Source organism: Rubrivirga sp. (assembly GCF_965213695.1).
GTDB lineage: Bacteria > Bacteroidota > Rhodothermia > Rhodothermales > Rubricoccaceae > Rubrivirga.
The window spans coordinates 1,002,263-1,017,388 of record NZ_OZ243912.1; the positions used below are offsets into that span (position 1 = coordinate 1,002,263).

The 15,126-nt window shown below is 73.2% G+C and carries 15 protein-coding genes; 7 read left to right on the forward strand and 8 right to left on the reverse strand.

Annotated features, from left to right (window positions below; all coding sequences use genetic code 11):
* Positions 1 to 73 precede the first annotated feature (73 nt).
* On the forward strand, positions 74 to 1,999 hold the full coding sequence (locus tag ACOOHE_RS04425) for a tetratricopeptide repeat protein (RefSeq protein ID WP_420456591.1): 1,926 nt from the start codon (positions 74 to 76) through the stop codon (positions 1,997 to 1,999).
* A 224-nt stretch (positions 2,000 to 2,223) separates the two neighbouring features.
* Here the strand turns inward: ACOOHE_RS04425 and ACOOHE_RS04430 are convergent, their stop codons facing one another.
* Positions 2,224 to 2,358, reverse strand: a complete 135-nt coding sequence (locus ACOOHE_RS04430; RefSeq protein ID WP_420457598.1) for a CPXCG motif-containing cysteine-rich protein — start codon at positions 2,356 to 2,358, stop codon at positions 2,224 to 2,226.
* 92 nt (positions 2,359 to 2,450) lie between these two features.
* On the opposite strand from ACOOHE_RS04430, the gene ACOOHE_RS04435 reads away from it, so the two are divergent.
* Positions 2,451 to 3,419 (forward strand): serine hydrolase, encoded by a 969-nt coding sequence (locus tag ACOOHE_RS04435; RefSeq protein WP_420456592.1) that lies wholly within the window; start codon positions 2,451 to 2,453, stop codon positions 3,417 to 3,419.
* Positions 3,420 to 3,467: 48 nt separating this feature from the next.
* On the opposite strand, the gene ACOOHE_RS04440 is transcribed toward ACOOHE_RS04435, so the two are convergent.
* Genes ACOOHE_RS04440 through ACOOHE_RS04455 form a run of 4 tightly spaced genes read right to left on the reverse strand, consistent with a single transcriptional unit; the run spans position 3,468 to position 6,064 of the window.
* Complete coding sequence (locus ACOOHE_RS04440; RefSeq protein WP_420456593.1) at positions 3,468 to 3,719, reverse strand: hypothetical protein; 252 nt, start codon at positions 3,717 to 3,719, stop codon at positions 3,468 to 3,470.
* Between the two features lie 4 nt (positions 3,720 to 3,723).
* Positions 3,724 to 5,106: a PFL family protein gene (locus tag ACOOHE_RS04445; RefSeq protein WP_420456594.1), complete on the reverse strand. Its 1,383-nt coding sequence runs from the start codon at positions 5,104 to 5,106 to the stop codon at positions 3,724 to 3,726.
* 47 nt (positions 5,107 to 5,153) lie between these two features.
* A complete protein-coding gene (locus ACOOHE_RS04450) occupies positions 5,154 to 5,594 on the reverse strand; it encodes a four helix bundle protein (RefSeq protein WP_420456595.1) in 441 nt (146 codons plus the stop codon).
* Positions 5,591 to 6,064, reverse strand: coding sequence for an ACT domain-containing protein (locus ACOOHE_RS04455; protein WP_420456596.1), 474 nt, complete (start codon positions 6,062 to 6,064; stop codon positions 5,591 to 5,593). Before ACOOHE_RS04455 ends, ACOOHE_RS04450 begins: the two co-directional genes overlap by 4 nt.
* Before the next feature lie 104 nt (positions 6,065 to 6,168).
* Here ACOOHE_RS04455 and ACOOHE_RS04460 point away from each other — a divergent pair, with 104 nt between their 5' ends.
* Positions 6,169 to 7,827, forward strand: coding sequence for an FAD-dependent oxidoreductase (locus tag ACOOHE_RS04460; RefSeq protein WP_420456597.1), 1,659 nt, complete (start codon positions 6,169 to 6,171; stop codon positions 7,825 to 7,827).
* Between the two features lie 171 nt (positions 7,828 to 7,998).
* Here the strand turns inward: ACOOHE_RS04460 and ACOOHE_RS04465 are convergent, their stop codons facing one another.
* Positions 7,999 to 9,519: a trypsin-like peptidase domain-containing protein gene (locus ACOOHE_RS04465; protein WP_420456598.1), complete on the reverse strand. Its 1,521-nt coding sequence runs from the start codon at positions 9,517 to 9,519 to the stop codon at positions 7,999 to 8,001.
* Between the two features lie 370 nt (positions 9,520 to 9,889).
* Between ACOOHE_RS04465 and crtI the strand changes: the two genes are divergently transcribed.
* From crtI to ACOOHE_RS04480, 3 genes are all read left to right on the forward strand, one after another.
* On the forward strand, positions 9,890 to 11,482 hold the full coding sequence (gene crtI, locus ACOOHE_RS04470; protein WP_420456599.1) for a phytoene desaturase family protein: 1,593 nt from the start codon (positions 9,890 to 9,892) through the stop codon (positions 11,480 to 11,482).
* A 74-nt stretch (positions 11,483 to 11,556) separates the two neighbouring features.
* On the forward strand, positions 11,557 to 11,895 hold the full coding sequence (locus ACOOHE_RS04475) for a DUF86 domain-containing protein (RefSeq protein WP_420456600.1): 339 nt from the start codon (positions 11,557 to 11,559) through the stop codon (positions 11,893 to 11,895).
* Entirely contained in the window at positions 11,892 to 12,203 is a 312-nt protein-coding gene (locus ACOOHE_RS04480; RefSeq protein ID WP_420456601.1) for a nucleotidyltransferase family protein, read from the forward strand. Before ACOOHE_RS04475 ends, ACOOHE_RS04480 begins: the two co-directional genes overlap by 4 nt.
* Before the next feature lie 103 nt (positions 12,204 to 12,306).
* On the opposite strand, the gene ACOOHE_RS04485 is transcribed toward ACOOHE_RS04480, so the two are convergent.
* Positions 12,307 to 12,774, reverse strand: a complete 468-nt coding sequence (locus tag ACOOHE_RS04485; RefSeq protein WP_420456602.1) for a hypothetical protein — start codon at positions 12,772 to 12,774, stop codon at positions 12,307 to 12,309.
* Positions 12,775 to 12,846: 72 nt separating this feature from the next.
* Positions 12,847 to 14,175, reverse strand: coding sequence for a UDP-N-acetylglucosamine 1-carboxyvinyltransferase (gene murA / locus ACOOHE_RS04490; RefSeq protein WP_420456603.1), 1,329 nt, complete (start codon positions 14,173 to 14,175; stop codon positions 12,847 to 12,849).
* Between the two features lie 246 nt (positions 14,176 to 14,421).
* On the opposite strand from murA, the gene ACOOHE_RS04495 reads away from it, so the two are divergent.
* Positions 14,422 to 15,114, forward strand: a complete 693-nt coding sequence (locus tag ACOOHE_RS04495) for a hypothetical protein (RefSeq protein ID WP_420456604.1) — start codon at positions 14,422 to 14,424, stop codon at positions 15,112 to 15,114.
* Positions 15,115 to 15,126: the final 12 nt, after the last annotated feature.

The following is a 15,126-nucleotide window of genomic DNA, read 5'->3' on the forward strand; positions in this document are numbered from 1 at the left end:
TAGTCGAAATGGTCGTAAACCATGTAAGAGTCGACGACGGGCTCCGCGCGCGGTGTCGCGCGTAGACTCGGCCATGCCTGAGGCCGAGCCCATCACCGCCCCGCCCGCCCGCGACGAGTTCGCCGTCGGCGAGCTCCCGCCGGGGCCCGTGGCGGCGCTCCTGTCGGAGGCCATGACGCACGTCCCGGACCGGCCCGAGCGCGCGCTCGCGCTGGCGACCGAAGCCCGGTCCCTGGCCGGCGACGACCCGCTGGCCCAGGCGTTCGCCCAGACGTACCAGGGGTTCGCCCGCTACCTCCTCTCCGAGCACGAGACCGCGCTCGGCCTGCTCACGCACGCGCTCGCGGCAATAGAGCCGCTCGGCGACCTGGCCGGCCGGTCGCTCGCGCTGGGCGCCCTCGCGTCGGTCCACGTCAGCCTGGGGCACTACGACCAGGCGCTCGACCTCGCGCTCGAGAACCTCCGCGTGGCCCGGGCGCTCGGCGACGTCGAGCGCGAGGCGTGGGTCCGCGCGACGATGGGGAACACGTACGTCGAGCTCGACCAGCCCGGCCGCGCGCTCGAACACGGCGAGGCCGCGCTCCGCCTGTTCGCCGACCTCGACCACGGCGGCGGCCAGGCCCGCGCTCACACGGCGCTCGGGGGGGCGCTCCGCGACCTGGGCCGCTACGCCGAGGCCCGGGCCCACCACGAAGCGTCGCTCCGGCTGGCGCGCGAGCAGGGCGCGGCGCTCACCGAGGCGCGGGCGCTCCATGACCTCGGCCTGCTCGCCCACCTCGACGGCGACGACGAGGCCGCGCTCGCGTTCTACCGCGACGCGCTCCGCCTGCGGACCGAGGTCGGCAACCGGCAGGCCCAGGCCACGACGCTCGTCGCCATTGGCCGGACGCTGACGGCGATGGGCCGGCCCGCCGACGCCCGGCCGGCGCTCGAAGAGGGCCTGGCCATCGCCCAGGCGGCCGGCGCCGAGCCGCGCGAGGCCGAGGCCCACGCCGCGCTCGCCGACGCCTGCGAGGCCGACGGCGACCCGGCCACGGCGCTCGGCCACCTGCGCGCGTTCCACGACCTGCGCGAGGCGCTGCTCTCGGCCGAGGCCCGGAGCCGGATCCAGACCGTCGAGGTCCGCGCCGAGGCCGAGCGGGCGCGGCAGGAAGCGGAGCTGGCGCGGGTGCGGACGGAGGAGCTGGGCGCGGCCAACGAGGCGCTCTCCCAGACGGTCCACGAGCTGCGGACGGCCCAGGGCCGGCTGGTCCAGGCCGAGAAGCTGGCGTCGCTCGGGCGGCTCTCGGCCGGGCTCGCCCACGAGATCCAGAACCCGCTCAACTTCGTCGCCAACTTCGCCGAGCTCAACGCCGAACTGGGCACGGACCTGCTCGACACGCTCCGCCAGGCCGAAGCGGGCGCCGCGCCGCCCGACACCGACGCCGTCCGCGACGACCTCGAAGCGATCGTCGACAACGCCCGGCGCGTCCGCGACCACGCCCGCCGGGCGGATGGGATCGTGCGGAGCCTGATGGGCCACGTCCGCGACGTCGGCGGCGAGCGCCGGCCGGCCGACCTCCACGAGCTCATCGAGCGGGCCGTCTCGACAACGCTCGCCGGCTCCGACGTCCGCGTCGAGCGGACGTACGGCGACCTCGCCCCGGTCGAGGTCGCCGAGGGCTCGCTCCAGCGCGTGGTCGTCAACCTGCTGGAGAACGCCCGGTGGGCCGTCGAGCAGCGGGCGCCCGACGCCGGGTTCGTCCCGACGGTCCGCCTGACCACGGTCGCGCTGGACGACGTCGTCGAGGTCCGCGTCGACGACAACGGGGTGGGGATCGCGGCGGCCCACTGCCCGCGCGTGTTCGAGCCGTTCTTCACCACGAAGCCGGCCGGGACGGGCACCGGGCTGGGCCTGTCGCTGGCCTACGACATCGTGACGGAGGGCCACGGCGGCACGCTCCAGGTGTTCAGCCGCGCGGGCGAGGGGGCCACGTTCGTGGTCACGCTGCCGCGCTGAGGAAACAGGAAACGGGCATCAGGGAGGAGGAATCAGGGGTCTGCGACGGCGACGTTTTCGCAATCCGTCCCGTACGGGATTTCGGGACGAGCTGTGCCTCTCCCCGGCGACGTCCCCTCTCTCTGGGAGAGGGACAGTGTGCGGTCGGGCCCGGCGTCGTGCACGGAGACCCTTCGGAGCCCGTCTCGCACCGACCGCTGATTCCTGACTCCCGATTCCCCACCTTACTCCGCCAGCCGCTCGACCTCGAAGGCCGTGATCGCGTCGCCGTCGGCTTGGTAGGCGACCTCGATGGGGTGGCAGCACACCTCGCAGTCCTCGACGTAGGTCTGGGCCGGCACGCTCGGGTCCAAGAGCATGCTGATGGGCGCGAAGCAGTACGGGCAGGAAAAGTCGACTTCGACCTCGGACACGGCGGGCTAGGTTGGGGGACGTCCCTCGCCTACGCCCGATGCCGCGCCTCGCTCCCGCTCTCGCCCTGCTGGCCGTGCTCGTCGCCGGGTGTGCGAGCGGACCTTCGGTCACCGCGCCGACTGCCGCGAGCGGACCGCCGTGGCCCGCGCCCCGACCCGACGCCGCGCTGCAGGCCGACCTCGACGCGCTCGCCGACGGGTTCGATGGCGTCGTCGGCGTGTACCTCCGCCACCTGCCGACGGGCCGCCAAGCCGCGATTCGTCCCGACGAGGTGTTCCCGACCGCCAGCCTGGTCAAGGTGCCGATCCTGGTCGGCGTGTTCGAGCGGATCGAGGCCGGCGCGCTGGCGCTCGACACGCGGCTCACGTTCCGGGACTCGCTCCGCTACGACGAGGACGAGGGCGAGCTGTTCGCCCAGCTCCGCGACTCGTCGACCGTCTTCGTCCACAGCGCCGTCGAGCAGATGCTCTCGGCGTCGGACAACACGGCGAGCCTGTGGCTCCAGGGGATCGTCACCGGCGAGGCCGTCAACACGTGGTTGGCGGCGCACGGCTTCGAGCACACGCGCGTCAACAGCCGGACCGCCGGCCGCCGGCCGGACTGGGAGCGCTACGGCTGGGGCCAGACGACGCCCCGCGAGATGGCCGAGCTGGTCCGCCGGATCGTCGACGGCCAGGCCGTCTCGCCTGCGGCCGATCTCGAGATGCACCGGTTGCTGACCCGGACGCACTGGGACGACGAGGCCGTCTCGGCGCTGCCGCCGAGCGTCCAGGCGGCCACCAAGCAGGGCGCCGTGAGCCGGTCGCGAAGCGAGGTCGCCTACGTCCACGCCCCGTCCGGGCCGTACCTCCTGATGGTGGTGACGAAGGACCAGGGCGACACGAGCTACAAGCCCGACAACGCGGGCTTCGCGCTGATCCGGGCCGTCAGCCGGCTGGCGTGGGAGGCGTTCGAGCCGGGCGCGAGTTGGCGTCCTCCGTCGGGCAGCGAGCGGTTCCGGTGGTGACGCGGCGAGCGCGGGCGGGTCCTCGGCGGCCTCTCGCGGGCCGCCCGCTCAGTCGAGGAACACCGAGACGGTGAACGCGACGATGGCCGCGAGCTGGAGCGCGAGCAGTGGGAGGTACAGCACGTCGTCGCTCGTCGGACGCTTCCACACGGCGACGCCCGCCGTCGCCGCGTAGACGAGCGCCGCCGCGCCGCCCAAGACGTTGCCGTCGACCAGCGACAGCACGCCGATCAGCGCGAAACACACCGCGCCGACGGCCATCGGCCACGGATTGCCGGGCGAGACGAGGTGGTTGGGCATGGCGTCAGTTGGTCAAGCTGCGGATGGGGGCCGGGATGCGACCGCCGCGCCGGGCGAAGACGACGTTCGAGACCTGGGACACCGGCATCACCGGCGCCCGGCCCAGGAGCCCGCCGTAGTCGGCCCACTCGCCGACGCCCTTGCCGGCGACGGGGAGCAGCCGGACGGCCGTCGTCTTGTCGTTGATCATGCCGATGGCGAACTCGTCGAACAGGATGCCCGCGATCGTCTCGGCGGAGGTGTCGCCGGGGATGGCGACCATGTCGAGGCCGACCGAGCAGATCGCGCTCATGGCCTCCAGCTTCTCGAGCGTGAGCGCGCCCGCCGCCGCCGCCTCGATCATGGCTTGGTCCTCGCTCACCGGCATGAACGCGCCGCTGAGTCCGCCGACGTGACGGGCCGCCATGAGTCCGCCCCGCTTGACGGCCTCGTTGAGCATCGCCAGCGCCGCTGTCGTCCCAGGAGCACCGACCTCCGCGAGTCCGAACGCCCGGAGCACGTCGCCCACGGAGTCGCGCTCGGCCGGCGTCGGTGCCAGCGAGATGTCGACGACGCCGAACGGGACGGCTTGCCCCGACCGCTCGCGCAACGCCTCGGCCACGCGGCGGCCGATGAGCTCACCGGCCCGGGTGATCTTGAACGCGGCCGTCTTGACGGCGTCCGTGACCGCCCCGAAGTCGGCGTTCGGCCCCAGCGCCTCGACGGCGCGGAGCACGACGCCTGGGCCCGAGATGCCGACGTTGAGCGCGAGCCCCGGCTCGCTCGGCCCGTGAAAGGCGCCGGCCACGAACGGGTTGTCGCCGACGGCGTTGCAGAAGGCGACGAACTTGGCGCACGCGACCGAGTCGCGGTCGGCCGTCCGCGCGGCCATCCCCTTGATGGCCCGGGCCACCTGGAGCACGGCGTCGGCGTTGATGCCGGCGTGCGTGCTCCCGCAGGCGACCGACCCGCACACGCGGGCCGTCGTCGCGAGCGCCTCGGGCAGGGCCTCGATGAGCGCCGCGTCGCCGGGCGTGGCCCCCTTCTCGACGAGCGCGCTGAACCCGGCGAGGTAGTCGACGCCGACTTCGCCGGCGGCCCGGTCCAGCGTCTCGGCCAGCCGGACGAAGTCGGCGGCGTCGAAGCTCTCCGCCGCGAGCGCCGCCGGCGTGATCGAGACGCGCTTGTTGGCGATCCGCACGCCGTACCGCTTCTCGACGGCTTCGGCCGCGGCCACGTGCTCCGCCGCCGCCCGCGTCACGCGGTCGTACACGTTCCGCCGCGTCGACTCGGGGTCGCGGCTGGCGCACCCCCGCAAGCTCACACCGAGCGTGACCGTCCGGATGTCGAAGGCGTCGGCCTCCGTCATCTGGACGGTGTCGAGGATTTCGCCGATAGAGAGAGGCATGGAGGGATCCGGGACGGAGGGGTGCGGGGCGAGAGGGGAACGCGGGGTCAGCCCTGCGAGCCGAGTGATCGAATGAGGCCATGGAGCATTCGGCGGACCTGGTCGGCCTGGCGGAGCACCGGAGCGGTGGTGTCCGCCGGGCACAGGTGGACGCGCTCGGCCACGATGAGCTGGGTGCGGACTTCGTACAGAGAGCCTCGGGCGACCTTGAGGAACCGGGCGTATTCGGCCCGCGAGCCGCGGCCCCATCCCTCCGCGATGTTGGAGGGGACGGAGACGGCGGCCCGGCGGAGCTGGCTCGTCAGCCCGAACCGCTCGTCCTCCGGGAACGACCGGGTCAAGCTGTATACCGACTCGCAGAGCCCGATCCCCTCTTGCCAGACGCGGAGATCCTCAAAGCTGCGGATGCCGGGCTCGCCGATGAAGGAGCCGTCGGGCGGCTCTGCCCATCCCTCCTCATCCCGCATCCCATATCCCTCCCCACTCATGGCCGGTGCATCGCCTGGAACAGCTCCTCGTGCTGGAGGAGCACCCGAGTGCCCATCGCCTCGCCCCGGGCGACGAGCGCGTCGCGGACGGCTCCGAGGTCGGCGTCGGCGGCGAGGTCGGCGACCAGCACGACGGTGAAGTAGCCCTGGAGCACCTTCTGCGACACGTCCAGGATGTTGGCGCCCGAGGCCGAGAGCTCGGCCGTGATCGCCGCCAGCACGCCCGGCCGGTCCTGGCCGTAAGCCGTCACGACGACGCGGGCGGCGCCCTCGGCGGGGCCGGGAGCACCGGAGGCCGGAGGGGGGAGCGGACCGGGAGCACGGCCCGCCTCGCCGGACGGCCGGGCGTCGAGGACGGCCCGGGCCACGCGCTCGACGCGCTCGGGCGTGGCCTCGGGTCCGAGGGCGGAGGCGATCCGGTCGATGAGGGCGCGGACTCCGCCGGGGCGGGACAGGTTGTCGGACGGCATGGCGAGGGCGACGGGGACGGAAGGTAGCGGCAGGACAGGGGCGCCCGGCGGCCGGAACCCCACACCGCGCCGCTCGTGACGCCCGCCCCTCGCTCCCCGATCCCATGCCCGACTTCGTCCGCGTCGCCTCGACGGCCGACCTCGCCGACGGCGAGATGCGGCAGGTCCAGGCCGACGGCACCGACGTGCTCCTCTCGCGCGTCGACGGCACGTTCCACGCCTGCACCGCCTTCTGCACCCACTACGGCGCCCCGCTGGCGACCGGCGTGCTCGACGGGACGACCGTCGTCTGCCCGTGGCACCACGCCGTGTTCGACGTGGCCTCCGGCGCCCTGTGCGAGCCGCCCGCGCCCGACGCCCTGCGCACGTTCGAGGTCCGCGTCGACGGCGACGACGTGCTCGTCCGCGTGCCCGACGACGCCGACGTGCACGGCAAGGGCGCCCCCTACCACGAGAGCGACGGCGCGACGCCGCCCATGGCCGACGTCGATGCCGACGCCGACGACCGACTGTTCCTGCTCGTCGGGGCTGGCGCGGCGGCCGAGGCGTGCGCCGAGGCGCTCCGGACCGAGGGCTACCGCGGACGGCTCGTGATGGCCACGAAAGAGACGCGCCCGCCCTACGACCGGACCGCCCTCTCGAAGGGCTACCTCGGCGGCTCGACCGGCGACGGCGCGCTCCGCCTGCGCGACGGCGCGTTCTACGAGAGCCACGGGATCGAGGTCTGGACCGACCGGACCGTCACCGGCCTCGACCCCGACGACCGGACCGTCACCTTCGACCAAGGCGACCCCGTGACGTACGACGTCGCGCTCGTCGCGACGGGCGGGGCCCCCCGTCGCCTGCCCGTCAAGGGCGCGGATCTTGACGGCGTGCTCCTGCTCCGCTCGTGGCACGATGCCCAGGCCCTCATCGACCGCGTCGAGGGCGCGGCGGCCGTCGCCATCGTCGGCGCGTCGTTTATCGGGATGGAGGCCGCGTCGTCGCTGGTCGGGCGCGGGCTCGACGTGACCGTCATCGGCCGGGAGTCCGTCCCGTTCGAGGACGTCTTGGGTGCCGAGGTGGGGCGCGTGTTCCAGGACGCGGCCCACGCGAAGGGCGTCGCGTTCCGCCTGGGCGCCGACATCGAGCGCATCGAGACCGTCCACTCCGATCCCGACACGAACTCGCCGCGCCGCCTGCGCGTGGTCCTGGCCGACGCCGCCGTCGAGGCCGACGTCGTCCTGCTCGGCGTCGGCGTGACGCCGGCGACGGACTTTCTAGAGGGCGAGGCGTTCCGCCGCGACGACGGCGGAGTCACGGTCGACACGCACCTCCGCGCCGCGCCCGGCCTGTTCGCGGCCGGCGACGTCGCCGTCTTCCCCGAGGCGCGGCTCGGCCAGCCCGTCCGCATCGAGCACTGGCGGCTGGCGCAGCAGCACGGCCGGGCCGCCGCCCACAACATGCTGGCCGAGGGCGACCCGACGCTGACGCCGGCCAACTTCGACCGCGTCCCGTTTTTCTGGACCGGCCAGTTCGGCGTCAGCTTGCGCTACGTCGGACACGTCGAGGACTGGGACGAGGTGATCGTCGACGGCTCGCTCGACGACCGCGACTTCGTGGCGGCCTACGTCGAGGGCGGGGCCGTCCGCGCGCTGGCGGCGGTCGGGCGGGACCCGGCGGCGGCGGCGTTCCACCGGCTGCTGGCGCGCGGTCAGACCCCGTCGCCCGACGCCTTCCGTGCCGGCCTCGACCTCCGGGCCGCGCTCCGCGACGCGGGCTGATGTCCAACTCGGAGGGAGTGTGGGGTGAGGGCTCCCGTGCTCCCAACCGCTCCACTCCGTCCAGGCCCGAAAGGGGACGGTCGGCCCTGGTTGAACCTCCGACTCGAAAAAAACGCGGGGCGCGCCCGGTCGGCACGCCCCGCGGTTGGACGGGGAGATCGGACGGGGCCCCTACTTCGTCAGCGCCGTCAGGAACGAGCTGGCCCCGGCCTGGACGCGGACCAAGAACGAGTCGCCGGCGTCGACCTTGGCCACGGCCGCTTTGAACTCGGCGACCGAGGCGACCGGCTCGCGCTCGACCTCGGTGATGATCATGCCCGGGCGGAGGTTGGCGTCGCGGTAGGCCTCGCTCGACCGGTCCACGTCGGTGACGGCGACGCCCGAGACGCCCTCGCCGAGCTGGCGGGCGAGCCGGGGCGTGACCGTCTCGAGCGTGAGCCCGAGCATCTCGACCGACGCCGGCTCGACCGGCTCCGCGGCCGACGGGGCCTGGCGCCGGTTCGGGCCCTGGCTGATCTGGTCGTCGCCGGGCCGTCGGCCCAGCGTGACCGTCGTCGTCCGCTCGTCGCCGCCGCGGTTGTAGGTGATCTCGACGGTGTCGCCAGGGCGCTTGGTCGAGATGATGGACACGATCTGGCGGTTGTCGGTCAGCGTCACGCCGTCGATGGCCGTGATGAGGTCGTCGCGGCGCAGGCCCGCGTCGGCAGCGGGCGTGTTGCCGCTCGCGTCGGGCGCGATGTCGGCGATGTAGGCCGCGCCCGGGCCGACCCCGTACCGGCGGCGGAGCGCCGGCGAGGCCTCGCTGAACGAGATGCCGAGGTAGCCGCGCTCGACGACGCCCGAGTCCATGATCTGCTCGACCGTGGACCGGACGATGTTCGAGGGGACGGCGAACGAGATCCCGTTGTACGTGCCCGTCCGCGTGGCGATGGCCGAGTTGATCCCGACGATCTCGCCGCGCAGGTTGACGAGCGGCCCGCCCGAGTTGCCCGGGTTGACGGCGGCGTCGGTCTGGATGTAGTTCGAGATCGTCGCCCGCCCGCGCGGGTCCGGGGCGCCCGAGAACCGGCCCAGGCTCGACACGATGCCTGAGGTCACCGTGTTGGAGAGGTCGGCCGAGAGCGGGCTCCCGAACGCGAGCACCCACTGCCCGACGCGGAGCGCGTCGGAGTCGCCGAAGGAGAGCGCCGTGAAGTCGTCGCCGTCCACCTTGAGCACGGCCAGGTCCGAGAACGGGTCGGCCCCGACGACCTCGGCTTCGAGCTCGCGCCCGTCGAACAGGGACACGACCAGCTCGTCGGCGTCCTCGATGACGTGGTTGTTGGTCACGATGTAGCCGTCGGCCGAGACGAACGCGCCGCTGCCGAGCCCGCTCTGGGTCCCGTCGCCGCCGTAGGGCGACGGCAGGCCGAACTGGGAGAACGGGTCGTTGCCGCCTTGGGCGAGCACGCGCGTCGACTGGATCTGGACGACGGCCGGGTTGACGGCCTCGGCGACCGACGAGAACGCCTGGCCGAGGTCCTCGGCCGTGGCGACGGCGCCCTCATCGACGACGGTCGTCTGGGCGTCGGCCTGGCCGAACAGGCTCGAGAGGCCGGCGAGGTTGGCGGCCGAGGTGACGAACACGATGCCGCCGAGCACGGCGGCGGCGACCAGGAGCGCGACGGAGGTCTTGCGCTTGACGTCGGACATGGGGGGAAATCGGGTCAGGGGAAGAACGAATCCGCGGGCTGAGGCGACCGCTCCATCGGCGGCCGGGGCGCGGGTCTCTCAACGTCGGCGGGCCGGCCGTGGTGCCCGCGCCCGGGGCCCGGAAATGAGATCGGGGCGCCCCCCAAAGGAGGCGCCCCGACCGGCGTCCTGCGACACACACAACCGCAGGAGGTAGCGGCCTGAGAACGGGATCGGCTCCCGGTTCGTGTCTCCGCTCCGAAAAAACTGTGCGCTCAGCGCAGACGCGCGGGGAAACTCCTGACCGCCGCGCGCTCACCGGTCGGAACGGCGCCGAGGGGGTCGGGTAGACCGCCGACCCAGCCGGCCCCGCCCTGCGGGCCCCCGCCCCGTGTCCTGGATCCGCCGCCTCGCCGCCCGTCCCGACGCCCGCCTCCGGACGGAGGGCCCGCCCGTCGCGGCCGGCCCCGACGCGCCGCACGCCGTCGTCATCGGCGCTGGCTTCGGGGGGCTCGCCGCCGCCGTCCGCCTGCTCACGCGGGGCTACCGCGTGACCGTCGTCGACCGGCTCGACCAGCCCGGCGGGCGGGCCCGCGTCGCGCGCGTCCCGGGGCCCGACGGCGGCGAGTACGTGTTCGACATGGGCCCGACGCTCATCACGGCGCCGTTCCTGTTCGACGAGCTGTGGGCGCTCGCGGGTGAGTCGCGCGAGGACCACGTCGAGTTCGTCCCGACGACCCCGTTCTACCGCATCCGCTTCGACGACGGCGCCGTCTTCGACTACACCGGCGATGGGGAGGCGATGGAGCGCGAGATCGCCCGGTTCAACCCGGCCGACGTGGACGGCTACCGGCGCTTCCTCGACAAGAGCGAGGCCATCTTCGAGACCGGCTTCTTGGAGCTCGGCCACGTCCCGTTCGACAAGGCGGCCCACATGGCCCGGATCGTCCCGTCGATGGTCGCACTCGAGAGCCACCGGAGCGTCTACGGCTTGGTCTCGAAGTACATCAAAGACCGGCGGCTGCGCCAGGTGTTCAGCTTCCACCCGCTCTTGGTCGGCGGCAACCCGTTCTCGACGACGTCGATCTACGCCCTCATCGCGTTCCTCGAACGGCACTGGGGCGTGTGGTACGCGATGGGCGGGACCGGCGCCATCGTCCGCGAGCTGGCGGCGCTGATCGGGCGGCTCGGCGGCGAGGTGCGGATGGGGGAGACGGTCCGGGAGATCACCGTCGACGCCAGCGGTGGCCGGCCCCGCGCGACCGGCATCCGCCTGGAGACCGGCGAGACGCTCGCGGCCGACGTGGTGGTCTCGAACGCGGACGCGGCGTGGACCTACCAGACGCTCGTCGCCCCCCAGCACCGGACGACGTGGACCGACGACAAGCTGGCGCGCTCGAAGCACTCGATGAGCTTGTTCGTGTGGTACTTCGGGACGGACCGGACCTACGACGACGTCGCCCACCACACGATCCTGCTCGGCTCGCGCTACAAGGCGCTCCTGGACGACATTTTCCACCGAAAGGTGCTCGCCGACGACTTCTCGCTCTACCTCCACCGCCCCACGGCGACGGACCCGGCGATGGCGCCCCCGGGCCACGACACGTTCTACGTCCTGTCGCCGGTCCCCCACCTCGACTCCGGCACGGACTGGTCGCAAGAGACCGAGCGCTACCGCCAGCGGATCGAGGACTACCTCGCCGAGACGGTCTTGCCGAACCTCGGCGATCACCTCACGGCCAGCCTGACGCTGACGCCGCAGGGTTTCCTCGACGACTACCTCTCGGTCAAGGGCGCCGCGTTCTCGCTCGAGCCGCAGCTGCTCCAGAGCGCCCTCTTCCGCCCCCACAACGCCAGCGAGGACGTGGACGGGCTCTACCTCGTCGGCGCGGGGACGCACCCGGGCGCGGGGATGCCGGGCGTCCTGTCGTCGGCCCGCGTGCTCGACACCGTCGTGCCGGACCCCAAGGCGGCGGTGAGTTGAGTGCCCGTGCGGCCGACTGGTTGAGGGAGCTGGCCTCCGAACACGATACCTTGCGGCGGTCTCCGGCCAGATCCATGAAGACGCCCCGGTTCTACCTGGAGCACATCCACGAGCAGACGGGCTACCTTTCGAGCGCGTCGGCGGGGCTCACGAAGGACGATTTTCTTGGAGACAAGACCCTGATCCTCGCGTTCGAGCGGAGCCTGGAGATCATTGGCGAAGCGGTCGCCCGGCTGGACGACGCATTCAAAGACGCTCACCCCGCCGTCCCGTGGCGCAAGATCCGAGCGCTCCGCAACGTCGTCGCCCACGTGTACTGGGCCGTTGACTACGACGTCATCTGGGACGTCGTGACGGCCGACGTGCCGGTTCTGCACGACCGAATCGCGCACTTGCTCGCCACGCTGCCATGACCCCGGCTGCCCAAATCGCTGAGGCCCTCCGTCCCCACGACACCACGTTGCGCGCGCTCGGGCTGCGGTCGCTGGCGCTGTTCGGCTCCGGGGCTCGGGCGAGCCTGGGCCCGGAAAGCGACCTCGACTTGCTCTACGAGTTCGACGCGGACGCGGCCACACTCGACGGTCTGCTCGGTCTCCAAGCGGCCCTCGAAGAGATCCTGGGGCGCGACGTGGACTTGGTGTCCCGCAAGTACCTGAGCCCCATCCTGAGCCGTCACCTCGGCGACGTCGTACCGGTGTACGAGGCGGGTTCGCCCTCGTAGCGGTCGGGGCAAGAACGCACCCGGGCGTGGGGATGCCGGGCGTCCTGTCGTCGGCCCGCGTGCTCGACACCGTCGTGCCCGATCCCCGGGCACTGGCGGCGTCTCAGTAGGGCGGCCGGGGGGGAGGTGGGAAGCGCGGGCCTCCCCCCGGCAACGGGCGCGTCGGGTCGAAAAGCCGGGCGAGGGCGGGGTCGTCCCCACGCAAGACGCGGACGAGGTCGTAGACTGCGAAGCCGACGGTCGTCACGCCGATGACGACGCCCATCGACCCGAATAGGACGGCCGGCAGCTGGCCGGGCCACGGCCCGTCGTCGGCCGCCGCCAGTAGGCGGGCGCTCTGGACGAGGACGTAGGCCCCGCCGACGAGCACGCCTACGTCGACGGCGACGCCGGCCCAGTAGAGGACGGGCGGGGCCTCCCAGTCCGCTGCGACCAGGAGGCCCGCGTCGTCAAGGTCGAGTTCGGCTCGGAGCGAAGCATCGACGCTGGCGGCCGGAGGCAGCGCCGCGACCGGCTGGCCCAGAGCCGGGACGGCGGTGAGAACAAGGACGCCGGAGAGGAGGAGGCGCACGGCAGCGGGGAGCGGACCCGCCAAGGACGGGCGGACCGGCGCGCGACGCGAGGTAAGGCCCCGTGCACCGGCTTACGCCGCGACGCCCTCGGCGTGGGCCTCGTCGTACGTCTCCCTCACGACGTCGATGCCGGCCCGCTGGAGCTTCCCTTCGAGCCGCTCGTAGCCGCGGTCGAGGTGGTACACCCGGAGCACGTCGGTCTCGCCTTGGGCCACCATCCCGGCCAGCACGAGGGACACGCTCGCGCGCAAGTCCGTGCTCATGACCGTCGCGCCGGACATCGGCCGCTCGCCCTTGCCGCCGACGTGGACCGTGTCGCCCTCGACCCGGAGGTCGGCGCCCAGGCGGCGGAGCTCGGGGACGTGCTTGAACCGGTCCGTGTAGACCGTGTCGCGGACCGTCGAGGGGCCGTCGGCCTGGGTCATCAGGACGGTCCACTGGGCCTGGAGGTCGGTCGCGAAGCCGGGGAACGGGGCCGTCTCGATGGAGACCGGGCGGATCGACTCGACGCCCTCGACCTCGACCACGTCGCCGTCGAACCGGACCGGGACGCCGGTCTCCCGGAAGCGCTCGGTGAAGTCGGGCCCGAGGTGCTCGGGCTGGGCGCCGGTGATCCGGAACGTCTCGCCGGGCGGGGTCGCGAGCGCCGCCGCGATCATGTAGGTGCCGAGCTCGATCCGGTCGGGGCAGTTCGTGAACGTGACCGGGCTCATCTTCTCGACGCCCTGGACCGTGATCGTGTCGGTCCCGAGCCCGTCGATCTGGGCGCCCATCGCCTGGAGCATCTCGCCGAAGACGACCACGTCCGGCTCGGCCGCGCAGTTCTCCAGCACCGACTCGCCCCGCGCCGTCACGGCCGCCAGCAGCACGTTGATCGTCGCGCCGACGCTGACGGGCTCGAACCGCATCCGCCCGCCGTCGAGGCGACCGCCCGGAGCTTCGGCGATCACGTAGCCGCCCTCCTCGCGGACCCGGGCGCCGAGGGCCTCCATCCCCTTGATGTGGAGGTCGACGGGGCGCGGGCCCCAGGCGCACCCGCCGGGGAGCGACACGCGCGCCTTGCCGCCGCGCCCGAGGAGGGCGCCCAGCATGTAGAACGACGCCCGCATCTGCTTCACCAGGTCGTACGGCGCCTCGAAGTGGTGGATGTTGGAGGCGTCGATGGTGATGGTCTCCGGCGTGTCCGGGTCGTCGTCGGGCGCCCAGTCCACGGTGCAGCCCGTCACGCGGATCACGTTCGAGAACGTGGCGACGTCTTTCAGAACGGGGATGTTGTGGATCGTGGTCACGCCGTCGGCGAGCACGGCCGCGGCCATGAGCGGGAGCGCGGTGTTCTTCGAACCGCCGACGTGCAGGGTGCCCTGGAGGGCGCCGCCGCCTTGGATGACGAGCTTGTCCATGTGGGGGAGATCGGGTTGGGGAGCCGGCGGTGCCGGGGGACAGGCAGGGACGAACGCGCCGAGGGCATCCGAGGGTTCGGGACCCGGGGCGCACGGCCCGGCCGAAACGGAAGCTAGGACCGACCGGGAGGGGGCCATCCGCCCCCGACCTTGGCGGAGGAACCGGGGCCGGAGGGCACGCCGAACGGACTGGCCGGATGGTCCGGTTGTTGCAAAGAATGGGTGAACGGTTGTCCCCCCACGCCCATGCCCGCCCTCTCGCTCCGCCTGTTCGACGCCGCCTCCGACCCCGAGGCCGCCCGCTACCGCATCCTGGCCGGCCTGTCCGAGACCCGCTCCGCCTTCCGCTCGAACCGGATCTCGCCCTGGCTCGGCGACCTGGTGGGGCTCCACCGAGGGCTGTCGGCGCTCGTCGCCGGGGCCGACTCGGTCGAGGGCCGCGCGGGCGCCGTGGTCGACGTCGATTGGGAGGCCGGGCGGCTGGTCCGCAGCGGGCCCGAGGCGCCGCTGGCCGTCGGGCTGGCGCGGTGGGCGCTGCCCCACGTCGAGGCCGCGATCGGAGAGGGCCGGGCGCTCTACGAGTTCGCCGCCGAGCGGGCCGCGCTCCGCGCCGTGGGGCTGGTGCCGGCGTACCGCGACGAGGGGTTCCTGCTCGTCCGCGACGCCGACGCGATGCGGGTGCTCCGGTACCAGGTCTCGCCCCTGTCCGGGCCCGACGGCCGGTACCGGGCGCTCCGCACGTCCCGCCTCGACGCCCGGCTGGACCCGCTGGCGTCTCCGGCCGCCTGGAAGGCGGCGCTCGCCGAGGCGGCCCCGGACCTGGCGGCCCCCGCCGCGTTCCGCCTCGAGGCCGAGGTCGACCTGCCGGTCGAGGCGACGCTGGTGCCGGTGGCCAAGCGGAAGCTGCTCGGGCTCGTCGGCACCTGGGGCGAGGCGTAGGGGCACGGCGTG

Coding starts and splice junctions, on each gene's coding strand:
- ACOOHE_RS04425 (WP_420456591.1), top strand. CDS start 74: ATGCCTGAGGCCGAGCCCATCACCGCCCCGCCCGCCCGCGACGAGTTC.
- ACOOHE_RS04430 (WP_420457598.1), bottom strand. CDS start 2,358: ATGCTCTTGGACCCGAGCGTGCCGGCCCAGACCTACGTCGAGGACTGC.
- ACOOHE_RS04435 (WP_420456592.1), top strand. CDS start 2,451: ATGCCGCGCCTCGCTCCCGCTCTCGCCCTGCTGGCCGTGCTCGTCGCC.
- ACOOHE_RS04440 (WP_420456593.1), bottom strand. CDS start 3,719: ATGCCCAACCACCTCGTCTCGCCCGGCAATCCGTGGCCGATGGCCGTC.
- ACOOHE_RS04445 (WP_420456594.1), bottom strand. CDS start 5,106: ATGCCTCTCTCTATCGGCGAAATCCTCGACACCGTCCAGATGACGGAG.
- ACOOHE_RS04450 (WP_420456595.1), bottom strand. CDS start 5,594: ATGAGTGGGGAGGGATATGGGATGCGGGATGAGGAGGGATGGGCAGAG.
- ACOOHE_RS04455 (WP_420456596.1), bottom strand. CDS start 6,064: ATGCCGTCCGACAACCTGTCCCGCCCCGGCGGAGTCCGCGCCCTCATC.
- ACOOHE_RS04460 (WP_420456597.1), top strand. CDS start 6,169: ATGCCCGACTTCGTCCGCGTCGCCTCGACGGCCGACCTCGCCGACGGC.
- ACOOHE_RS04465 (WP_420456598.1), bottom strand. CDS start 9,519: ATGTCCGACGTCAAGCGCAAGACCTCCGTCGCGCTCCTGGTCGCCGCC.
- ACOOHE_RS04475 (WP_420456600.1), top strand. CDS start 11,557: ATGAAGACGCCCCGGTTCTACCTGGAGCACATCCACGAGCAGACGGGC.
- ACOOHE_RS04480 (WP_420456601.1), top strand. CDS start 11,892: ATGACCCCGGCTGCCCAAATCGCTGAGGCCCTCCGTCCCCACGACACC.
- murA (WP_420456603.1), bottom strand. CDS start 14,175: ATGGACAAGCTCGTCATCCAAGGCGGCGGCGCCCTCCAGGGCACCCTG.
- ACOOHE_RS04495 (WP_420456604.1), top strand. CDS start 14,422: ATGCCCGCCCTCTCGCTCCGCCTGTTCGACGCCGCCTCCGACCCCGAG.